This is a genomic window from Nonomuraea angiospora (assembly GCF_014873145.1).
Taxonomy (GTDB): domain Bacteria; phylum Actinomycetota; class Actinomycetes; order Streptosporangiales; family Streptosporangiaceae; genus Nonomuraea; species Nonomuraea angiospora.
The window spans coordinates 9,670,875-9,691,403 of sequence record NZ_JADBEK010000001.1 but is presented as its reverse complement, the minus strand read 5'-3'; the positions used below and the strand labels follow the sequence as shown (position 1 = coordinate 9,691,403).

The window sequence follows — 20,529 nt, the reverse complement described above, 5'->3', positions numbered from 1 at the left end:
GGGTGCGTGAGCACGCGGGCGTTTCACGAGAGGAGCTGAAGCAGAGCGCGGCCGTCACGGTGGCCGTGCTCCTGGCGCTCGGGCTGCTGGCGGCGTGGAACGTCCTGATACCTGGCGTGGACGCGTGGGAGAACATCGTGGCCGCGGTCATCGGCTCGTTGCGGATGACCGGGCCGGTGGCCGCCGCGTTCGCGGCGTGGGTGGCGTTGCGCAAGCGCAGGGCGTTGCGCGGGCGCTCGCTCACGACGTGGCGGGCGCTCAAGGCGCCGCTGGCGATCGTGGTGGTGGTGCTGGGTTCGTTCGGTGCGACGGTGCTGGTGTTGGCGGTCAAGACGGTGCTCACCGACCAGTCGGGGCGGCTGAGCCTGTCCGGCCTGGGCATGGGCATGGCGGGGCTGGCGCTCTACTCGGTGATCGGCTGGGTGGCCGGCTGGGTGGTGCCCAAGGCGTTCACGCCGCCGCTGGCCGGGTTGGCCTGTTATGGATTGTTCTCGTGGCTGGCCGACGACCGGGGCTGGGCGGACAAGCTGGCGCCCGGCACCGGGGAGCCGTACGACCTGTTCCAGGGGTTGAACGGGGCGCCGTTCTTCGACCAGACGATCTGGCTGCTCGGCATCACGGCGGCGCTGCTGCTCGGCTGGGCGGCGCTGGTCACCAGGCAGGCGCTGGTGCTGGCGTGCGCGCTGCTGTCCGTGCTGGCGGCCGGCATGGGCGTGTCCCGGGTGCTGGCCCAGCCGAAGCCGGCCGCGGCCGTGGACATCGCCTACAGCTGCCAGGACTGGCCGATCACGGTGTGCGTGCACCCGGGGATGCGGGCGGGGCTGACCGAGCTGGGGGCGGCGTTCACGCAGATCGCCTCCCGGCTGGCGGGGACGCCCGCCGCGTTCACGCGGGTGGAGCAGCGGCCGCTGGAGGAGGAGCTGAAGCCCTCGAACGGCCTGGCGCCCATCCACGTGCCCGACCTGTCCGCGGGGTTCGCGGAGGAGGCGGCGTACGAGTACATCGAGTCCCTGGCCGCCCGCTGCCCCGGCACGGTCGCGGACGGTTACCGGGAGATCGTGATGGCGTGGCTGCGCGGGGAGCCCCTGCCCGGCGGGCCGCTGCCCGAGCACCAGTACGCGGCGTCGTGGTTCTCGTGGCTGAGCGAGCACCAGCGCAGGGAGTGGCTGCGGATGTTCTACAGCGACTTCCAGAACTGCGGGCTGTCGAGCATGTACTTCGGCGGCGGCGGAGGCGGAGGCGGAGGCGCGGCGAGGGTGCAGGAGGCGCCGCCGGTCCGCCCGACGCCGGAGTCGAGCCACGTCTACCCGGTCTACCCGGAGGGCGAAGGCACCCCGAACTCGGCCCCCAGCACGTCCATGGCCGGTCTGAGCTAGGCGGCGGCCAATGGATCTGAATATGTCACCAAACGGCTGGCAATGATGATCGCCCGGCGGGTAGTCATGCACCCATGACGACTTCCCGTACGACGCCGCGCGAGGTGACGTCCGCGCGGCGCCGCTGGTGGCGATACGCGGCGGGTTTCCTGGTCCTGGCGGTCCTGCTCGTGGTGGGCGGCCGCCTGGCCTGGACCTGGCTCAACCCGCTCGGCGAGCAGGTCATCGACCGTAGCCAGCCGGTGCTCCTGCAGTCCATCAAGGACATGAGCCGCTTCGAGGCCGCCACGGGGAACTTCCAGGTGGTCGTGGACCTGGAGAAGGACGCCAACTTCCTGCCCGACGCGATCAAGGGCACCCGCACGCTGTTCGTCGGGGCGGGCGGGGTGGACGCGTACGTCGACTTCTCCGCCCTGGGCGGGGACGCCGTGACGGTCTCGCAGGACCGCACCCAGGCGACCGTGCGCCTGCCCCGCTCCCAGCTGGAGAAGCCCAACCTGGACAACAGCCGCTCGTACGTGTTCGCGCAGCAGCGCGGGCTGTTCGACCGGGTGCAGGACTTCCTGTCCGGGTCGCCGGGGGACCAGCGGGAGCTCTATCTGCTGGCGGAGAAGAAGATCACGGAGGCGGCGGTGGCGAGCGACCTGCGCGCCAGGGCGGACGCCAACACCAAGGCCATGATGACCGGCCTGCTGAAGTCGCTCGGCTTCACGAAGGTCACGGTGAAGTTCACGGACGAGCCCTAGGGACGGCTCACGGCGCCTTAGCCGCCTGGTGCGCCTGCCTAAGTACCTTCCTATCTGGCCTTACGTCCGGAGATAAGGCATCCGCCCGATGTGTCCGGGAGGGCCTTAGGAGGAGTCTTAAGAGTGCAGGCAAGAAGCACCACGAGCCACAAGGGGCCTCCATGAACGCCGAACTCGAGTACACCATGATGCAGCACCACGCTTCCGAGCTCCGCCGCGCCGCGGCCGAGCAGCGGCGGGTGCGCGAGGCGCAGAAGAGCCTGCGGTCGGAGCGCCGCAGCCGCTCGGTCTTCGCCAAGTTCCTCGCGTCATGACCGTCCACAAGCAGCCCGGCCGCACCCTCCCTCGCGGCCGGGCTGAACAGCCCCCGTAGGGGGCGACGTCAGGGACCCGAATCCTGGTGGGTTCCTGGATCGCGGAGCCCCGGTCCATTCCTGGTCGGACCGGGGCATCGCGCTGTCCGGGCCCAGGCAGCCCAGGCGGCTCAGACGGTGATGACGGCCTTGCCGCGTACCTGTCCCCGTTCCAGGCTGCGGACGGCCTCGGGGACCTCGCTGAGCGGGTACGTCCGGTCGACGACCGGCGTGACCCGGCCGGAGCCGACGAGCTCCGCCACGGCTCGCAGGTCGGCCTCCCGGAACGCCATGAAGACCACGCGCAGCCGCTGGCGGGCGAACGGGTCCAGCAGCACCGTCCTGAGCTGGCGGTCGGTGCCGGCCAGCCACCGCCCGCCGCGCTCGCCGCCGACGATGACCAGCGTCCCGCGGGGCGTGAGGGCGCGCCGCAGGTGGCGCAGCGCGCGGTTGCCCGCCGTGTCGATGATGACGTCGTAGCGGCTCCCCCGGCCGGCGAAGTCCTCGCGGGCGTAGTCGACGACCTCGGACGCGCCGATCGACCGTACGAGGTCCGCCTTGGCCGCGCTGCACACGCCCGTGACCTCCGCCCCGGACGCCCTGGCGAGCTGCACCGCGTACGTCCCCACTCCCCCGCCCGCGCCGATGACCAGCACCCGCTGCCCCGCCCGCACCCGGGCCTGGTCGCGCAGCGCCTGCAGGGCGGTGAGGGCCGAGGTCGGGACGGCCGCCGCGGGCTCGAACCCGAGGCCGTCCGGGATCGGCGCGAGCCGGTCCTCGCGGGCGCACGCGTACTCGGCGAAGGCCCCGCCGCCGCACGTGCCGAACACCCGGTCGCCGGGCCGGAAGCGGGTCACGCCCGCGCCGACCTCCTCGACGACCCCCGCGACGTCGGTGCCGGGCCGGTTCCTGGGCGCGCGCAGCCCGATCGCCGGGCGCATCAGGTAGGGGATGCCGGTCATCATGTGCCAGACGCCCATGTCGAGCCCGGCCGCGCGCACGCGTAACAGCACGTCGGCCTCGCCGGGCGAGGGCTTCTCGATGTCCCGAAATTTCAAGACATCGGCGGGTCCGTACGCGTCCTGAACGATCGCCTTCATGGCGACTCCTCTGGATACTGGAACACGTCATCGAGCGGGACCCCGAACACCCGCGCGATCTGGAACGCCATCTCCAAGGAGGGCGAGTAGCGGCCCTGCTCGATGGCGATGATGGTCTGCCTGGTCACGCCGACCCGTTCGGCCAGCTCCGCCTGCGTCATCTCCCCGCGGGCGAACCGCAGGGCCCGGATCGAGTTCGTGACCTTGGTGGACTTCACCATGCCGGCAGGCCCCGGCGGTAGGCGACGATCTTCAGCGCGGACCCCAGCACCGACGACAGCACGAACGCCAGGTAGATCACGTTCGCGATCCAGAAGTGGTCGGCCTCGGCCAGGGCCATCCACAACGCCGCCAGCCCGCCCAGAACGAGGCACCACTGGCCGGCGTACTGGCCGTAGCGCCAGATCTCGCGGTCACGCCGGTCCTTCGTGCCGGCGTCCCGGCGGAAGACCGCCGAGAGCGCAATGTCGAGGACGATCGTCGCCGCGATCGCGCCCCCGATGCTCCACAGCAGCGCCGCCGCGTAGGGCACCTCCGTGATGGGGGTGCCGGCCGCTCGGCCGAGGATGATCGCGACGTACGCGCCGTACGCGCAGACCGCGACCACGGCCATGATCCACGCGCGTCTCTCTTCGGGTGCCATGCCTACGAATGTAAAGCAGCGCGGACACGATGTCTAGAATTCTTTACATCGCGGGGCACGCGAAAGGCCCCGGGGCTCTCCCCGGGGCCCGCGAGAGACTCCTACTGCCTGGGGACCGAGATGATCAGGGCGTCACCCTGCCCGCCGCCGCCGCAGAGCCCGGCGGCGCCCAGGCCACCGCCCCGGCGCTTCAGCTCGTACGCCAGCGTCAGCACGATCCGCGCCCCCGAGGCCCCGATCGGGTGGCCCAGGGCGATGCCGCCCCCGTTGACGTTGACCTTGTCCAGCGGCACGCCCAGCTCCATGGCGGACTGCAGGACCACGCTGGCGAAGGCCTCGTTGATCTCCACCAGGTCCAGGTCGGCGGCCGTCGCGCCCTGCTTCGACAGCGCGTGCTTGATGGCGTTGGCCGGCTGGGACTGCAGGGACGCGTCCGGGCCGGCGACGTTGCCGTGCCTGCCGATCTCCGCCAGCCACTCCAGGCCCAGCTCCTCGGCCTTCGACTTCGACATGACCACGACGGCGCAGGCCCCGTCGGAGATCTGCGAGGCGGAGCCGGCCGTGATCGTGCCGTCGGCGGCGAAGGCCGGGCGGAGCTTGGCCAGGGTCTCCGGGGTGGTGTCGCCGCGCACGCCCTCGTCCTCCTTGACGATCAGCGGCTCGCCGCGGCGCTGCGGGATCTCCACCGGGACGATCTCCTCGTCGAAGAGGCCGTTCTTGATGGCGGCGGCGGCCAGCTGGTGGGAGCGGGCCGACAGCGCGTCCTGCTCCTCGCGGCCGATGCCGAGCCGGGCGTTGTAGTGCTCGGTCGACTCGCCCATCGCGCGCTGGTCGAACGCGCAGAACAGGCCGTCGTGGGCCATCGAGTCGACGACCTGCGAACCGCCGTACTTGACGCCCTTGCGCAGGCCGGGCAGGAGGTGGGGGGCGTTGGTCATGGACTCCATGCCGCCGGCCACCACGATGTCGAACTCGCCCGCGCGGATGAGCTGGTCGGCCAGCGCGATGGCGTCGAGGCCGGACAGGCAGACCTTGTTGACGGTGAGGGAGGGGACGGTCATCGGGATGCCGGCCTTGACGGCGGCCTGGCGGGAGGGGATCTGGCCCGCGCCGGCCTGCAGGACCTGGCCCATGATGACGTACTCGACGGCCTCCGGCGCGACCCTGGCACGCTCCAGCGCGGCCTTGATGGCGATGCCCCCGAGCTCCACGGCGGCCAGCCCGGACAGGGATCCCAGGAGCTTGCCGATGGGCGTGCGAGCTCCGGCCACGATGACGGAACTGGACATGACAGGGGCCTCCTACGCTCACGTCGGGTTCTTTGACACCATACCCACGAGTAGGCGGACGCTCGCTATGGAGGTGGGCCACATATGTTCATGCGGATCGACCACATCGGAATCGCGTGCAAGGACATCGAAGAGAAGATCGCGTTCTTCTCGGAGACGTTCGAGCTGACGGTGGTCGCCAGGGAGGTCAACGAGGAGCAGGGCGTGAAGGAGGCCATGCTGCGCATCTCCGACGGCGAAGGTGGGGGCTCCTACATTCAGCTTCTGGAGCCTCTCTCCGAGGACTCTCCTGTGGGAAAATTCCTCGCTAAGCGTGGCGAGGGCGTCCATCATGTGGCATTCGGGGTGCCCGATGTCGCCCAGGCGATGGCTAAGATCAACGAGAAGGGTGTGAGGCTCCTGGACGAGCGTCCCAGGCACGGGTCGATGGGCTCCGAGATCGCGTTCCTGCACCCCAAGGACGTGGGAGGAATGCTGACGGAGTTGGTGCAGGCGGCCCAGCCCTAAAGCCGGCCCTGACAAATGTTAAAAAACGTTCATATGTAACTAGTCACGCAGAAAGTTGGACGGGGCTTCGCAGGTGGCACCAGCGGAGTACGCTTGACCTTCCACCGGACATGGAGCCTGCCCTTTGGCACAGGCTCCTGGATCGGATGCCCCGAACCCCCCGTCCGGCCCGTGTAGCCGTCTCGACAACCCAGGATTGAGCCTCCATGCAGTCCGACATCGACGCCCAGCTCAACAATTTCTTCGAGGACGCCCCCGCACGCGAGTTCGACGTGGTGCTCCGCGGTTACGACCGGCATCAGGTCCACGATCATCTGAAGCAGCTAGACGGAGAGCTACGGCAGTCCCGCGAGCAGCTGGCGAGCCTTCAGCGCGACCTTTCCGACTCCCAGCGCCAGCTGCAGGAGCAGGAGCGCCCCACCTACTCCGGTCTCGGCGCCCGCATCGAGCAGCTGCTGCGCCTGGCCGAGGAGCAGGCCACCGAGCTCGTCCAGGCCGCCAGGTCCGAGGCCAACGAGATCAAGGCCGCGGCCAAGGTCGAGGCCGCCGACCTGCGGGCCGCCGCCGAGGCCGAGGCCGCCGAGAAGCGCGCGGTTGCCACGCGGGAGAGCGACGAGATGCGCTCGGCCGCCGACCGCGACGCGGAGGAGACCCGCTCGACCGCCCGCCGCGAGGCCGACGAGCTGACCAACACCACCGAGCGCGAGGTCGCCAAGCTGCGGGCCACCGCCGACCACGAGGTGGCGGAGAAGCGGGCAGACGCCGAGCGGGAGATCGCCAAGCTGCGCACCACCGCCGAGCGCGAGGTCGCCCAGCTGCGGGCCTCGACCAAGCGCGAGCGCGACGAGGTGCTGACCACCGCCAAGCGGCAGGCCGACGAGATGCGCGCGCAGGCTCAGCGGGTGCTGGAGGAGTCGGAGGCCAAGCGGGCGCAGGACGAGGCGGAGTTCGAGATCCAGCTCGCCTCCCGCCGCGAGGAGGCCGAGCGCCAGGAGGCCGAGCGCCACGCCACCGCCCAGGCCAACACCCAGCGCATGGTCGCCGAGGCCGAGCAGCGCGCGGCCACGGCCGAGTCGCGGGCCACGAAGGCCACCCAGCAGGCCGAGCAGACCCGCCGCGAGGCCGACCTGCACGCCAAGCAGCTCGTCGCCAACGCCCGCAAGAGCTCCGAGACGATCGTGGCCGAGGCCAAGGCGAGCGCCGACACGATCGTCACCGAGGCGAAGAACGAGGCCGAGCGCACCCGCACGACCATGCAGCGCCAGGTCGACGAGCTCACCCGCCAGCGCGACAGCATCACCAGCCACCTCGCCCAGCTGCGCCAGCTGCTCGGCGGCGCGGCCCTGCCCGGCATGGAGCCGGAGCCCGCGGTCACGGCGGCGCCGGCCAAGCCCGCGCTCGCCGCTCCCGCGGCCGAGGCCCCGGCCACGACGCCCGCGGCGAAGGTCGAGACCAAGTCCGAGGACGACGCCGAATGGTGGCAGGAGTAACCACCGGCCCACACGTCGGGACTGCACACGGGGGCTGAAGAGCAGGCTGGAGAGAGCCTGGCGATCCGATGGTCGCTAGGCTCTCTCTTTGCTGTTTGCCGACAATCTCGGGAGTGTCGCCTTGTCCGCGGATGTCGAACCCGCCGCCCCGGAGCCCACTGAGTCCGAAGAATCCACGACCACGAAAAGAGCTGCCAGGGCCCAGGAGGGCGAGAGCGGCCCGCAGCCGTACGGACTGCCCGGGAAGCCGCTCGCCCGCGGCCCCTTCCTGTTCGGGCTGGTCGGCGGGCTGGGGGTGCTGACGGCGATCGCGATCGCCCAGATGGTCGTCGCGTCGCTGAGCACGATCATCCTGGTCGTCGTGGCCATGTTCCTGGCCGTCGGCCTCAACCCGGCCGTCGAGGCCCTCCAGCGCCGCGGCCTGGCCCGGCGGGGGGCGATCTCGATCGTGTTCGCCGGGGTCATCGTGGCGTTCGCGCTGTTCGGCCTGGCCGTGGTGCCGCCGGTGAGCCAGCAGCTGTCGGAGTTCGTGGCGGCGGTGCCGACGTACGTCACCGAGCTCGGCAAGAATCCCACGCTGCACCAGCTCGACGCCGAGTACCAGATCCTGGCGCAGCTCAAGACGTTCGTGACGAACACGCTCGGGCCGTCGCTGGCCAGCGGCATCATGGGCGCGGGGCTGGTGGTGCTGAACGGCGTCTACACGACGGTGACGCTGCTGGTGCTCATGCTCTACTTCCTCGGCTCGCTGCAGACGATCAAGGACTACCTGCTCAAGCTCGTACCGGCCTCCCGCAGGACCCGGACGAGGGCGATCAGCGAGCAGATCCTCTCCGGCATCGGCGGGTACGTGGCGGGCAACGTGCTCATCTCGGTCATCGCCGGCTTCCTGACCTGGATCTTCCTGTCGGTCGCGGGGGTGCAGTACGCGCTCGCGCTCGCCCTGGTCGTGGCGCTGACGGACCTGATCCCGCTGGTGGGCGCCACGATCGGCGCGGTGCTCGTGACCGGCGTCGCGCTGCTGCAGTCGGTGCCGGCGGGGATCGCGTGCGCGATCTTCTTCGTGGTCTATCAGCAGGTCGAGAACTACTTCATCTATCCGAGGGTGATGAAGCGCTCGGTGGACGTGGCGCCGGCGGTGACGGTGATCGCCGCGCTGTTCGGCGGGGCGCTGCTGGGGATCGTCGGGGCGCTGCTGGCGATTCCGGTGGCGGCGGCCATCGCGTTGATCGTCCGTGAGGTGGTGCTGCCGCGCCAGGACCACGCCTGAGGGCCTCCCGGGGGAGGGCCGAGCCCGGTTGACCGCCGCCTCCCCATCACCCGTCTCACTTCGGCTCAGGCCCTTCGGGAGAAGGAGAGGGGAAGCTGAGGCCCCTGGGGAGATTGGGATCCGCTCAGGGAGGGCTGAGGTCCCCTGAAGGAGGGCTGGGGTCCTTCGGGTTGGGGCTAGGGGCCAGGGGTGGTCAGGTCGGTGCGGAGGAATTCGGTGATCGCCGTGTTGAACGCCTCGGGCTGCTCCACCGCGCTCAGATGGCCGGCCTTAGGGATGATCTCCAGTCGCCCGTCGGGCACGGCGCGCGCCATCGCCTCCGCCTCGGCCGGCGGCGACAGCTCGTCCTCCTCCCCCACCACGACCAGCAGCGGCACCTTCAGGGCGCTCAGCGTGTCGAAGGAGTCGGGCCGGGCGGCCATCGCCCGTTGCGCCCAGGCGACCGCGCCCGGCGGCGCGGACTGCACGAGCCCCTTGACGCGCCCGAACACCATGGCCCGCCGCTCCTTGGTGGTCGGCCCGATGAGCGCCGGGAGCACCTCGCTGACCAGCACCTCGCTGCCGTCGGAGAGCACCGCCTGCGCGATGCGCTCCCTGTTCTCCTTCGCCGGGGGCGGGTCGGCGCCGGCCTTGGTGTCGGCCAGGATCACGCCGAGCACCCGGTCGGGGTACCGGCGGCAGAACGCCATGGTCACGTAGCCGCCCATCGACAGCCCGCCCACCACCGCCCGCTCGATGCCCTCGTCATCGAGCAGCCTGGCGACGTCGTCGGCCATCAGGTCGAGCGACGGCTCGTCGTCGCCCAGACGGGAACCGCCGAAGCCGCGCAGGTCGGGGGTGATGACCCGGCAGGCCTTGGCCAGTCCCTCGCGCTGGGCCAGCCACATGGCCGACGAGAGCGGGAACGCGTGAAGCAGCACAACCGGGAGCCCGGTTCCGGCCGATCTCGTGTAGAGCTGCACGGACCACACGGTAGCCCGGTTCACGGCCGCAAGCACTCAATGTCGTATGCCTATATCTGCCGAAAACCGAGACCGCTTCGCTAAAGGCTCCCAATAAAGGCGGCATTTCGCCAATGTCGGCTATAAAGCTGGCATTGGCCGGCCAATAATCGCGTACCCAATTAGATGGCGGTGGCGCCGCCGTCCACGAACAGCACCTGGCCCGTCATGTACGCGGAAGCCGGGCTGGCCAGGAACACGGCCGGCTGGGCCATCTCCGCCACCGTCCCCCAGCGCCGCATGGGCACCGTGGCGACCGTGGCGGCCCCGGAGGTCTCGTCCTCCCAGAGGTTCCGGTTGAGGTCGGTGGCCGTCCAGCCGGGGCACAGCGCGTTGACCCGCACCCCCGTCCGCGCCCACTCCACGGCCAGCGTCTTGGTCAGCGCCACCAGCCCGGCCTTGGCGGCGGCGTACGGGGCGAGGAAGGGCGCGCCGAGCGCCGCCACCGAGGCCACGTTGATGACCGTGCCGCCGCCCCGCTCCAGCAGGTGGGGCGCGACCGTGTGACAGACGATCATGGCCGAGTCGAGGTTGAGCCGCATCAGCTTGTCCCACCCCGACAGCCGCAGGTCCTTGAACTCGACGAGGAAGTTGGACCCGCCCGCGTTGTTGACCACGATGTCGAGGTGCCCGAGCCCGTCGATCGCCGCCGCGACGGCCCCCGCGGCCGCGTCGCGGTCGGTGAGGTCGGCGGGGATGACGACCGCGCGCCTGCCCAGCGCCTCGACCTCCTTGGCCACCTCGGCCAGGCTCTCGGCCGACCGCGACACGAGCGCCACGTCGGCCCCCGCCTCGGCGTAGGCGAGCGCGATGCCCCGCCCGATCCCCTTCGACGCCCCTGTGACCAGAGCCTGCTTCCCACTGAGATCGAACGCGCCCACGCTGCCTCCTCGAGTCATTACCGAACAAGATTCTAGGGACATGGCACCCGAAAACGCCACCGGCGCGGAACCCGTGAGGGTCCCGCGCCGGTGTCCGGTCAGTAGGGGCTAACCTCCCAGCCCCCAGATGATGATGTCGAGTGCGTCGGCTATTCCGCTCTTGTCGAGATACTGGTTGACCTTGAAGCCGGCTTCGGCGATCGTGCCCGTCCTCGTGTTCTCGGGCTCGATCTTCTCCGGCCTGAAGATCTGACGCTCACCCTGGCCGGAGCCGCCGGGCCGGGCCGCCGGTGGCGGTCCGTCCGGATACATCCGGCCGTCGCGGTAGACGGTGTAGGACTGCGTCGGCTGAGTCGAGCCGTCGTTGCGGTAGATCTGACTCGGCCGTGGCTGCATCGGCTGCCGGCTGTCCCTGGGCGGCGACTGCCGCTGCTGCGCCCTGTGGCTGGTCGGACGCTGCGCCGGACGCTGCCGTGCCCGCTGGATCCCGCTGGGGACCCGGCCGGCCCGCCTGTTGCGCGTCCTGGCCGCCGCCGCGGCCCGGCGCTTCGCCGCCTGCTCAGCGGCCTTTCTCCGCGCCTCTCTCTTCGCCGCCGCCGCGGCCCGCCGCTGCGCCCGTGCCGTCGCCGCCTTCCTGGCCCTTTCGGCCGCCCTCTTCTTGGCCTGTTCCTGGAGCTTCTTCCTGGCCGCGGCCGCGGCCTTCTTCCGCGCCGCCTCCAGGGCCCGCTTCTTGGCCTCGGCCGCGGCTCTCCGCCTGGCCTCCGCCAGTGCCCGGCGCCGTGCCGCCGCGAGGGCGGCCCTTCTCGCCGCCGCACGCGCCGCCGCGATGGCGGCCCGCCTGGCGGCGGCCATCGCCAGCCTCCTGGCGATGATCTGCGCCGAGACCCGCACCACGACCGCCGCGACGAACCAGAACAGCTGGCCGTCGGGGTCGCTCATGGTGACGGGGCTGTTGTTGGCGTAGGCGTAGGCGTTGAGCTGCTGCGGGGTCTGCTCCTCCATGACGGGGTCGACCGACAGGAAGCGCCCGTTCTTGGGGTCGTACTCGCGGGCCCCGAGGTGGACCAGCCCGGTCGTGGAATCCTGCGTGCCTCCCACGAATCCGCGCTGCCCCGGCCAGAACGCCGGTGGCGATCCCCGGTTCTCGCCGAACGGCGTCGTCCTGCGTACGGCCAGCTCACCGGTGCTTGCGTTCACGGCCGCCTGAGCGGTGCCCTGGTGGTCGTTGACCAGGAAGTACACCTGGTTGTCCGGCGTGCGCACCGCGATGGGCTCGCCGCCGATGGTGTAGTAGCGGGTCTGCTCGACGGCGTCCTTGGCGAAGTCGAAGCGCAACTCGATGTCGTCGATGTAGAGCGTCGAGTCGGTCGGCGTCTTGCGGATCAGCCGGTCGCCCTCCGCGTTGTACACGAAGGACGTCGTCTTGCCCGCCTCCGTCACCGACTCCAGGTTGCCTTCGGCGTCCCAGACCAGGCTCTGGTCGGAGTTGCCGACCTTGCGCCTGGTGGTGTTGCCCGCGGCGTCGTACTCGAAGAGGTCCGACCCGACGGTCTGGAGCGCGTGCGGCTGCTTGCCGCCCGCCGCCGGGTAGGTGGAGGTACGGGTGGTCTCACCCGCGCCACCCCAGGCGTGCTTGATCTCCTTGAGCCGGTTGCCGGTGGCGTCGTACTCGTAGCTGAGCGCGTACGGGGCCACGCCGCCGATCTTGTCGGACTGCGGGCTGCCGCTGGCGCAGTCGTCGGTGGCCGTCCACGCCGAGGTCATCCGGCGCAGATGGTCGTACTTGAAGCACTGCGTGTCCTGGCCGCTCGCACCCTTGTCAGCGATCCTGGTGATGTTGCCGACCGCGTCGTAGGTGTAGTTGAGGTCCAGGTCGGTCGCCGGGGCGCCCTCCCTGTCCACCTGCATCCTGGACATCCGGCGGGTGGCCTCGTCATGGGTGTAGGTGAGCCAGGTCTTCTTGCCTCCGGTGCTCAGCTCCGTCTGCAGGGTCTCGCCCAGCTTGGAGTAGCGGGTCGCGGTCACGTACGTCGACAGGCCGCTGACCTTGGTCGGCTGGCTGAGCTCGTCGTAGGTGTAGACGACCTGCTCCTCCGCCAGGCCGCCCGCGGCCGGGAAGCTGACGGACTGGACCTGGTCGTCGATCGTGTAGCGGGTGTTGAGCTGGTAGGAGCCCGCCAGCTTGCCCTCCCGCTCGGGGATGGTGACGGTCTCGCGCAGCGTGCGGTAATCGGTGTCGATGGCGTTGATCTCGGCCTTGTACGCCTGTCCGCCCGTGTAGCGGATGCTGGCGTTCATGTGGCCCTTGGCCAGCGCGTCGTACTGCCACTCGGCGAGCAGCGGACCGGTCGCGGAGCCGTCGCGCAGCTCCTTCTTGCGGCCCAGCGCGTCGTAGACGTAGTACAACGTCTTGCCGCGCGAGTCGGTCGTGGTGACCAGCTCGTCGGCGTCGTTGTACGTCATCGTGGTGACGCCCTTGTCGGGGTCCTCCATCTTGATCTCGCGGCCGCGCATGTCGTAGTGGTGGCGCCACACGTTGCCCGCCGCGTCGGTCACCGTGGACAGGCGTCCGGCGTGGTCGTAGGTGTACTTGGTGGACTCGTACTCGCCCGTCGGAGTGGCGCCCTTGTACTGGCGCAGCTCGATGAGCCGGTCGTCGGCGTCGCCGATGCGGGTCGTGGCGGTGCCGCCGGGCGGCGGCGTGATGTGGACCCGGTCGCCCTGCTGCGTGGTGCTGACCCGGTACTTCTCCTGGCCCTTCGCCTTGAGGATCTGCGCGTTGGCGTCACCGCTGCCGTCGAAGGTCACCACGACCTGGTTGGGCACGTCCGCGTCGGCCACGCCGAACAGGTCGGTGGAGGGCGTCCCGGTGGCGAAGTAGCCGGTGTTCGACTTCGCCGCCTCGCCGAGGGAGTTGTAGATGGTGTCGGTGATCGTGCGACCGTCACGCAGCGCCGGGTCCTGCGTCTGCTCGTCGCGGGGCGCGGGCTCCTGGGTCTGGCGCTTGCGCATCAGGCCGTCGTACAGCTCGTGGCTCGCGCTGTAGGTGCCGTCCGCGTTCAGCGTCTTCGTGGTGACGAAGCTCGGACCATCGGTGCGCATCGTGTAGGCGTACTCGGTGCTGGGCGACTGGTTGGCCGCCTTGCTGCGGTCGGGCTGCCAGACCTTGACCAGGCGGCCGAGCGCGTCGTACTCCATGTCGATGCGGCGGTTGTTCGCGTCGATCTCGGCGTACGGCTCGCCCCAGGCCGGCTCGAGCAGGGTGCGCTCGACGTGACCCAGCTGGTTGACCTCCTTGATCTCCGTCGGGGGCGCGCCCGCGGTCGGGGTGTAGGTGGTGGTCGACTTGGTGCCCAGCGCGTCGGTCTCGCTGGTCTCGCGACCGTAGGCGTCGTAGGTGTGGGTGCTCTCGACGATCGTCGCGCCGTCCCCGGAGACGGTGTTCTCGACGGTGGTCACGTCACCCTTGGTCGGCGCCTGGCCGTACGCCTTGTTGTCGTACTGGACCTTCTGGTCGGAGATGACCTCACCGGCGGCCAGCTTGGACACGGCGGTGCCGCAGCCGGCGGCGACCTTCTGGATCCGGCTCGTGTAGTCGAGCATCCAGCTGCTGTCGTTGCGGGCGTAGGTGTAGCGGGTGCACTGGTCGTCATCCGTCGTGGCCAGGTCGCCCTTCTCCTCCACCTGGGTGAGCAGGCCCTTGGTGTCGTACTCGCGCTCCTCGCCGGTACGACGCCACTTGCCTCCCTCCAGCGCGGTGCGGGTGACCATGGACTTGGGCTCGACCACGTACGCGGCCTTGGTGACGCCGCTCTGCGTGGACTCGGCGGTCTTGACGGACCAGGGCTCCTCGAGCGTCGCGCTCAGGATGGACCCGCCGTCGCCGTCGTAGACGATCTCCTCGCGCTCGAAGCCCGCGAGCTGGTCGAGGTCGTCGAGCTTGACGCCCTCGGAGTCCGTGACCTGCGCGCTGCGCTTGGAGCCGTCGGCCTGCTTGTCACCGTGCATGCCGCGGAAGTACCGGAACTCCGTCAGCGTGCGCTTGGTGTCCTGGCCGTCGCCCTGGCGCACCCGGACCCGGCCGTAGCCCCGGAACTCCGACCACGTGCGGTGCTCGGGCTTGACGAGGACGTTTTCGGCGTAGTGCCAGGCGGTCCCGTCCAGGTACTCGTAGTCGGTGACGACGTTGGGGGCGCCGCCGACGCGGTCCACCTCCATCGTCTGCGTGACCACGTACTTGTGGAACCAGTCGGTCACCTCAGCCTCGTTCGGCGGTGACCAGCGCTGCGGGAAGCAGCGCCTGGCGTTCTTGTCGGCGGCGGGCACGTCGCCGGGCTTGCAGTCGGCGGCGGAGTAGTTGACCCGCAGCTCACCGCCGGACTCGTTGTTCACGGCCTGCACGCGCCACTTGACCAGCGGGGCGCGGCCCTCGTTGGCGTCCACCCGGTTGGGCAGCTGGACGCCGATGAACGTGACCTTGGGCAGCGTGATCGTGCCGCCCACGTGACCGGTCTGCTGGATCGACGCCAGCCACAGCGCCGGGCTCATGCCGTCACCCGAGGCGGGGAACTGGTGCTCGAGCGTCCAGGAGTCCACCGACGTGTACTGGCCCGAGGTGTTGACGATCTGCGTGGTGACCTTGACCAGGCGCTTGCGCGTGAAGAACGTCGGCGCCAGGCGGTCGGTGCACTTCACTCCGGAGTCACAGATCTGGTCGAACGGGACGTCCGGCCAGCTGCTGGCGGTCTCCTTCTTGAGCTGGTCGGCGGCACAGGTGATGGTGCCGCTGGGCAGGCAGCGCTCGGCCACGTCGAAGACGACGCGGGCGGCGGGAGCCTTGGTGAACAGCTCGTTCTGCAGGTAGCCGTAGTCGATGCGGGTGAGGTAGCCCGCGCGGTCGTACACGGTGCCCAGCTCGGGCTTCATGTTGCGGCCGTAGTAGTTCTTCTCCTGGGCGTACCAGTACGTGGTGGCGTTGCCGTGGGTGTCCACCGCGTAGTCCAGGTTCCACCGGTAGGCCTGCTGGCACCAGGCGTTGGCCGGGGTGCTGTTGTAGCAGGGCTCGCCGCTGTTGTTGCCGAACACCGGCACCGTCTGGACCGACTTGGTCTCCGGCTTGCCGGTGACCCAGCCGGGCAGGCGGTTCAGGCCGAAGGTGTACTGGGTGCCGTCAGCACCGGTGACCCGCCAGTACTCGCCGTTGTTGTCGCCGTTGGTGGCCCCGGTGAGGTACTCGATCCGGGTGCCGTCGTCGCGCTTGGGCCGCCACTGCTTGCTCGTGGCGTCCTTGACCAGCTCGACGGCCGAGTTGCCGAGCGACAGGGTGACGTTCTCCCCGTCCCAGCACAGGTCGCCGGTCTTCTTGCCGTCGACCATGCAGGACTTGTAGCGGCGCTCGATGTAGCCGCTGGGGTTGAGCTCGAAGCCCTCACCGACCCAGGACGCCTGGTTGTTGGTGGAGGCGGTGCGACCGTCCACGCTCTGGGAGGAGTAGTCGATCGACAACTCCGGCTCGTCGCCGCCCAGCGCGGGAGGGGTGCGCAGGTCGTAGTCCCAGTTGAAGTCACCGGTCTGGGGACCGACGCCCCAGCTCGCCGACGGGGCGAGCGAGGTGGCGGAGTGGTCGCCGGACGGGCCCGAGGCGGCGGCCGTGACCGCGTACAGGCCTGCCGGCTCGAACTCGGCCGTCAGCGTGCCCGCCTTCGAGTCGTTCTCGCTCTTGACCGGCTGGGGGGCGGCGCAGCCGTCCGCCCCGGTCAGGGCGCACTCCTCCAGCTTGACCACGCGCAGCCGGGCGCCGTAGTCGCCGCCGTAGGCGTAGCGGAAGCCGGAGTAGTCGATCTGCAGGCGGGTCTTCTTGCCGGACGCGGCCTTGAGGCTCGCTCCCTGGCCGGGCGATACGCGCATCGCGAGGCCGAGCAGCTTGGAGTCTACGAGCTCGACGCGTACGGGGTCGGGGGTCTCGGCCTTGGCGGCGGCGGCGCCCTTCTGCGGGGCCAGCTTCACGGGGAAGCCGGTCGCCGCCAGGGTGCTCGCCCCGGTGCCGCCCAGCTCCGCCGCCTGGGGTTTGGGCCAGGCGACCCCTGGTGGCGCCTTCCACGCCTGTTTCTCGACGGGATTGGCCATCGGGGGCAGGACCGGGACGTTCTTGCCCTTGATCGGCTTCTCGTTCTCCACCGAGGGGGCCGGCCGGGACGCGGCCTGCGCGGGCATGGCGTAGGTGAGGGGGACGACGAGGGCGATGGAAAGCACCGCCGCGAGTCTGCGAGGCCAGGGCGACTCGGGCTTCGGCTTGACGAAACGGTTCCAGTAAGAGTCGGGATTGTCGGGTTCGTCGGGTTCGTGAGGTCGATTCCAGCGGGATTCGGGCAGGTCTAACTCACTCGGCAGGTCCATGAACCTCTCCCAGTCGGGGTGCAGATCGGACTTACTGGGGTGGGTAGTGATTTACTGGGCGGCCAGCTGAGCGATCTGCTCGGCGCTCAGCACGCCGTCATACGTGCGGACGTCGTCCACGGCTCCTGGCCAGTAGCCGGTGAAGGCGCCCGCGGTCTTGGTCCGGCCCAGTTGCAGCGGGCCGGTGGCGTTCCACGCGCTCGCGTGGGACGTGATGGTGGTGGTCGAGAGCCGGCCGTTGATGTAGATGCGCAGCTCGCCGGCCAGCGCGTCGTAGACGCCCGCGATGTGCGTCCACTCCAGCGGATTGGGGATGTCGTCGGAACGGGTGCGTACGAGGGTGGCTGTGTCGGTGTCGGCGGCCCTCATGCCGAGGGTCCACCGCTGCTGTTCCTTGTCGAAGCCGAGCTGGAACCCGGCCGCCCGGCTGCCCGGCTGGGCCACGGCGGCGGTGTCGGCGGTGGGCAGGTAGTCGAGCTGGACCCAGGCGGCCACGGTGAAGCTCGACCTGGTGCTCACGGCGGAGCCGGTGGTCTGGGCGTAGCCGTTGACTCCGTCGAGCGCGAGCGCGCCGTCCAGCCAGCCGTCCGTCCACGACGCGCCCCCGGCCAGCGTCGCGGCCGTGGAGCGGCCCGAGGACTCCGCGGCGGACGTGCCCGACTCCTCGTCCAGCTTCCAGTGGCCGACCAGCGTGGCGGCGCTGTTGACCAGGTCGGCGACCTCGTCGGCGAACATGGCCCGGCCGTAGACGCGGACCTCGTCCACGTCGCCCGGCCAGGACTCCGCCGCGGCTCCGTTGACCTTGCCGCGGCCGATGGTGAGCGGCCCGGTGGCGTTCCACGGCTGGGTGAAGGCGACCGTGGATTCGAGCTTGCCGTTGACGTAGAGGGAGATCTGGCCGGCGGCGGAGTCGTAGACGCCGGCCAGGTGGGTCCACTCGTTCAGCCTCGGGGCGGCGGCCGACAGGGCCTTGACCGTCGCGGCGCCGTCGGCGTCGGAGCTCGCGCGGACCAGCGCCCAGCGGTCGTCGGACTTGGAGTACTGGAGCGTGAAGCCGCCGGTCCTGGAGCCTTCCTGGGTGACGACCGTGGCGGTGGCCGCGTTGCCGGTCAGGCGGGCCCAGGCGGTGACGGTGAGGTTGCGGCTGGTGTCGGCGATGGGGCCGGAGGTCTGCGCGTACGCGTTGGCCAGGCGCAGCCCCATGCCCGTCTTCCCGGTCGTCCACGTGGCCCCGTACAGCGTCGCCGGGTGCGCGTTGGCGGCGTCGGCGGCCACGGTGCCCTGGCCCTCGTCCAGCGCCCAGTGGCCGTTCGGGCCCTTGCCGCTGTTGACGTTGAAGACGTAGGTGCGGATCGGGCCGAGCTGGCCCGCGCGGTCCTTGCTGCGCACCGACAGGACGTTGGGGCCGTCGTGGCGCGGGGTGAGCGCGATCGTGGCCGTGCCGTCCGCGGCGGGCGCGACCTCGGACTTGGGCGTGGTGTCCAGGCCGTAGACGTACGCGGCCACGTCGGTGACGCCGTTGGGGTCGAACTTGAAGGTGCCGGCCAGGCCGACGCCGTCGTTCCAGCCCTCCTCGGCGTACTCGGGCGAGGTCACGACCGGCTCCCTGCCGGGGGCGGTGGCGTCCACGGTGGCCTCGCACCAAGGGCTCCAGGCGCTGTTGGCCTTGCCGTCCTCGGCCCGGACCCGCCAGCGGATCAGCGCGCCGTCCGCGTACAGGCTGACCGGGATCGTCGCGTAGTAGGCGGAGCCGGACGAACCGGTCGCGGTGACGTACTCGCCGGTCTTCGTCCCGGCGGCGTTGTACCACTCGAAGCGGCCCTTGACCGAGTTGTCGGTGTCCTTGAGCTTGGCCCACAGCTTGGGGCTGGCCGTGCTGATGACCGGCCGCCCGTCACCGGAGACGCAGGGGCCGCCCGGGTCCGACCAGGCGTCGGCGGCCACCGGGTCGGACGGGATCGAGTTGTACTCGATGACGGCGACCGGGTTGTTCTTGAACTTCTTCCAGGCGTACAGGTCGGTCTCGCTGGTGGCATAGAGACCGATGGTCATGGAGCTCCACTTCTTGGCGGCGGCGTCGGCGGCCCACGACGTGACGTCGAACTCCACGCCGCCGGGCGCGCAGGACCCCGTGCCATAGCCCTTGGCCACGTTCACCGTGGAGAGCAACCTGGTCTTCGCCGGCGGGTTGCTCCAGGTGGTGCTCTTGCTGATCGCGCCGGTCCCCCAGGCCTCCACCTTGCGGGCGCTGCATGAGTACGACCACGTCTCGTACGTGCGCAGCGTCGCCTTGATGATCTGCTTGCCGTGGATGGTCGAGCCGGTGGCCATCTGGAAGAACGAGCGGTTCGTCTGGGTGGAGCTGATCTTGCCGACCCGGGCGACGTCGCTGGAGTTGAGGTAGTTGGAGTTGGGCCAGTTCTTCCAGACCGCCGTCCACGAGCCGCGGGCGGCCGAGAAGTACGGGTCCAGATAGACGGGGAACTTGGTCTTCGGATCCGCCAGCATCTTCTTGTCCGGCCTCAGCCGCAGCTGCCTGCCCGCCAGTTCCACGCCCATCGCGGACTCGCGGGCCTCCGGGGAACGGCCTTCCCTGAGCGCCTTCGGGCCGGCGATGCCCTCGGAATCCCACATCTTCGGCGTGGGCGCGATGAAGATCGTCCCTCCGCTCTCGTCGACGGCCTCCAGGTTGCCCGCGCTGTCCGTCTTCACCGACAGGCCGGTGACCGAGAGGGGGTAGGCGAGCTCGGTCAGGCCCGCCGCCGCGGCCCGGGACTTGACCACCAGCACGTGGGAGAAGCCGTCCACGTCCGCGGTGACCTGGAGGTCCACGCCCGGCATGACCTCGGCGTAGGTGGCGGTGTCGCCGTTCAGCGTGGGCTTGGGGAGCGTGCCCTGCCAGCCCAGCTCCAGCGTCTTGGCGCCGCGCGCCATGCGGGCGAGCGGTCCGGAACCACCGCCGGAGAACGTCAGGTCGGCCGCCGTGGCGACCGTCTCGACCGCGCCGTCCGGGCGCAGGCGGAGCGTGGTGTCCACCGGGACCCAGCCGTCGGACTTGCGCACGCGCACTGGGCGGACGTACTGCTCCAGGGTGAACGTGCCGTCGGGCTTGGCCCAGACCTGGCGGGTCTCGCTGCGCTGCGACTCCACCTCGACGGGCTTGCCCGCGCTGCGGGCGAGGGCGAGCGCGGAGTCCTCGGGCGGCTGGACGGTCTGCGGGGGTTCCACGGTCTTCGCCGCGACGGCGGGCGCCGGATCAGGCACCGCCAAGACCGTGAAAGCTAACGCCGCCGCAACCAACCCACGAACTGCCCGCATACGTCCTCACCCATGGTGAGCAGGGGTTACGCGCGGGAAGGGGCACCCGCCCGGCGTCTCCACGATCTTCTGTTGACGATCGGATTTTCACTCTGGCAACACGAGAGGTCTAGAGTTTTGCTCATTCTGCTCAAATTTCCTTCACAAACCTCATTTGTC

General features: G+C 70.3%; 14 protein-coding genes. 6 read left to right on the top strand and 8 right to left on the bottom strand.

The features are described from left to right. Positions 1 to 2 precede the first annotated feature (2 nt). From H4W80_RS44685 to H4W80_RS44675, 3 genes are all read left to right on the top strand, one after another. Positions 3 to 1,376 (top strand): hypothetical protein, encoded by a 1,374-nt coding sequence (locus tag H4W80_RS44685; protein WP_192790600.1) that lies wholly within the window; start codon positions 3 to 5, stop codon positions 1,374 to 1,376. 74 nt (positions 1,377 to 1,450) lie between these two features. Further along, entirely contained in the window at positions 1,451 to 2,122 is a 672-nt protein-coding gene (locus tag H4W80_RS44680; RefSeq protein WP_192790599.1) for a DUF4230 domain-containing protein, read from the top strand. 161 nt (positions 2,123 to 2,283) lie between these two features. Then, complete coding sequence (locus H4W80_RS44675) at positions 2,284 to 2,436, top strand: hypothetical protein (protein WP_192790598.1); 153 nt, start codon at positions 2,284 to 2,286, stop codon at positions 2,434 to 2,436. A gap of 170 nt (positions 2,437 to 2,606) precedes the next feature. Here the strand turns inward: H4W80_RS44675 and H4W80_RS44670 are convergent, their stop codons facing one another. From H4W80_RS44670 to H4W80_RS44655, 4 genes are all read right to left on the bottom strand, one after another. Continuing rightward, entirely contained in the window at positions 2,607 to 3,575 is a 969-nt protein-coding gene (locus H4W80_RS44670; protein ID WP_192790597.1) for an NAD(P)-dependent alcohol dehydrogenase, read from the bottom strand. Then, a complete protein-coding gene (locus H4W80_RS44665) occupies positions 3,572 to 3,796 on the bottom strand; it encodes a helix-turn-helix transcriptional regulator (RefSeq protein WP_192790596.1) in 225 nt (74 codons plus the stop codon). Before H4W80_RS44665 ends, H4W80_RS44670 begins: the two co-directional genes overlap by 4 nt. Beyond that, the gene (locus H4W80_RS44660; RefSeq protein ID WP_192790595.1) at positions 3,790 to 4,218 is read right to left on the bottom strand and encodes a hypothetical protein; all 429 of its coding nucleotides are present in this window, start codon (positions 4,216 to 4,218) and stop codon (positions 3,790 to 3,792) included. The genes H4W80_RS44665 and H4W80_RS44660 overlap by 7 nt, the downstream gene beginning before the upstream one ends. 101 nt (positions 4,219 to 4,319) lie before the next feature. Beyond that, a complete protein-coding gene (locus tag H4W80_RS44655) occupies positions 4,320 to 5,507 on the bottom strand; it encodes an acetyl-CoA C-acetyltransferase (protein WP_192790594.1) in 1,188 nt (395 codons plus the stop codon). An 84-nt stretch (positions 5,508 to 5,591) separates the two neighbouring features. Between H4W80_RS44655 and mce the strand changes: the two genes are divergently transcribed. From mce to H4W80_RS44640, 3 genes are all read left to right on the top strand, one after another. Further along, positions 5,592 to 6,014, top strand: a complete 423-nt coding sequence (mce, locus tag H4W80_RS44650; RefSeq protein ID WP_192790593.1) for a methylmalonyl-CoA epimerase — start codon at positions 5,592 to 5,594, stop codon at positions 6,012 to 6,014. Between the two features lie 206 nt (positions 6,015 to 6,220). Next, on the top strand, positions 6,221 to 7,504 hold the full coding sequence (locus H4W80_RS44645) for a DivIVA domain-containing protein (RefSeq protein WP_192790592.1): 1,284 nt from the start codon (positions 6,221 to 6,223) through the stop codon (positions 7,502 to 7,504). A 121-nt stretch (positions 7,505 to 7,625) separates the two neighbouring features. Beyond that, the gene (locus H4W80_RS44640) at positions 7,626 to 8,774 is read left to right on the top strand and encodes an AI-2E family transporter (RefSeq protein ID WP_192790591.1); all 1,149 of its coding nucleotides are present in this window, start codon (positions 7,626 to 7,628) and stop codon (positions 8,772 to 8,774) included. Positions 8,775 to 8,950: 176 nt separating this feature from the next. On the opposite strand, the gene H4W80_RS44635 is transcribed toward H4W80_RS44640, so the two are convergent. From H4W80_RS44635 to H4W80_RS44620, 4 genes are all read right to left on the bottom strand, one after another. After that, the gene (locus tag H4W80_RS44635; RefSeq protein ID WP_192790590.1) at positions 8,951 to 9,736 is read right to left on the bottom strand and encodes an alpha/beta fold hydrolase; all 786 of its coding nucleotides are present in this window, start codon (positions 9,734 to 9,736) and stop codon (positions 8,951 to 8,953) included. Positions 9,737 to 9,897: 161 nt separating this feature from the next. Then, positions 9,898 to 10,656, bottom strand: a complete 759-nt coding sequence (locus H4W80_RS44630; RefSeq protein ID WP_192790589.1) for an SDR family NAD(P)-dependent oxidoreductase — start codon at positions 10,654 to 10,656, stop codon at positions 9,898 to 9,900. 108 nt (positions 10,657 to 10,764) lie between these two features. After that, positions 10,765 to 16,908, bottom strand: coding sequence for an RHS repeat domain-containing protein (locus H4W80_RS64005; RefSeq protein WP_192790588.1), 6,144 nt, complete (start codon positions 16,906 to 16,908; stop codon positions 10,765 to 10,767). 195 nt (positions 16,909 to 17,103) lie between these two features. Next, on the bottom strand, positions 17,104 to 20,316 hold the full coding sequence (locus H4W80_RS44620) for a LamG-like jellyroll fold domain-containing protein (RefSeq protein WP_318787340.1): 3,213 nt from the start codon (positions 20,314 to 20,316) through the stop codon (positions 17,104 to 17,106). Positions 20,317 to 20,529 lie beyond the last annotated feature (213 nt).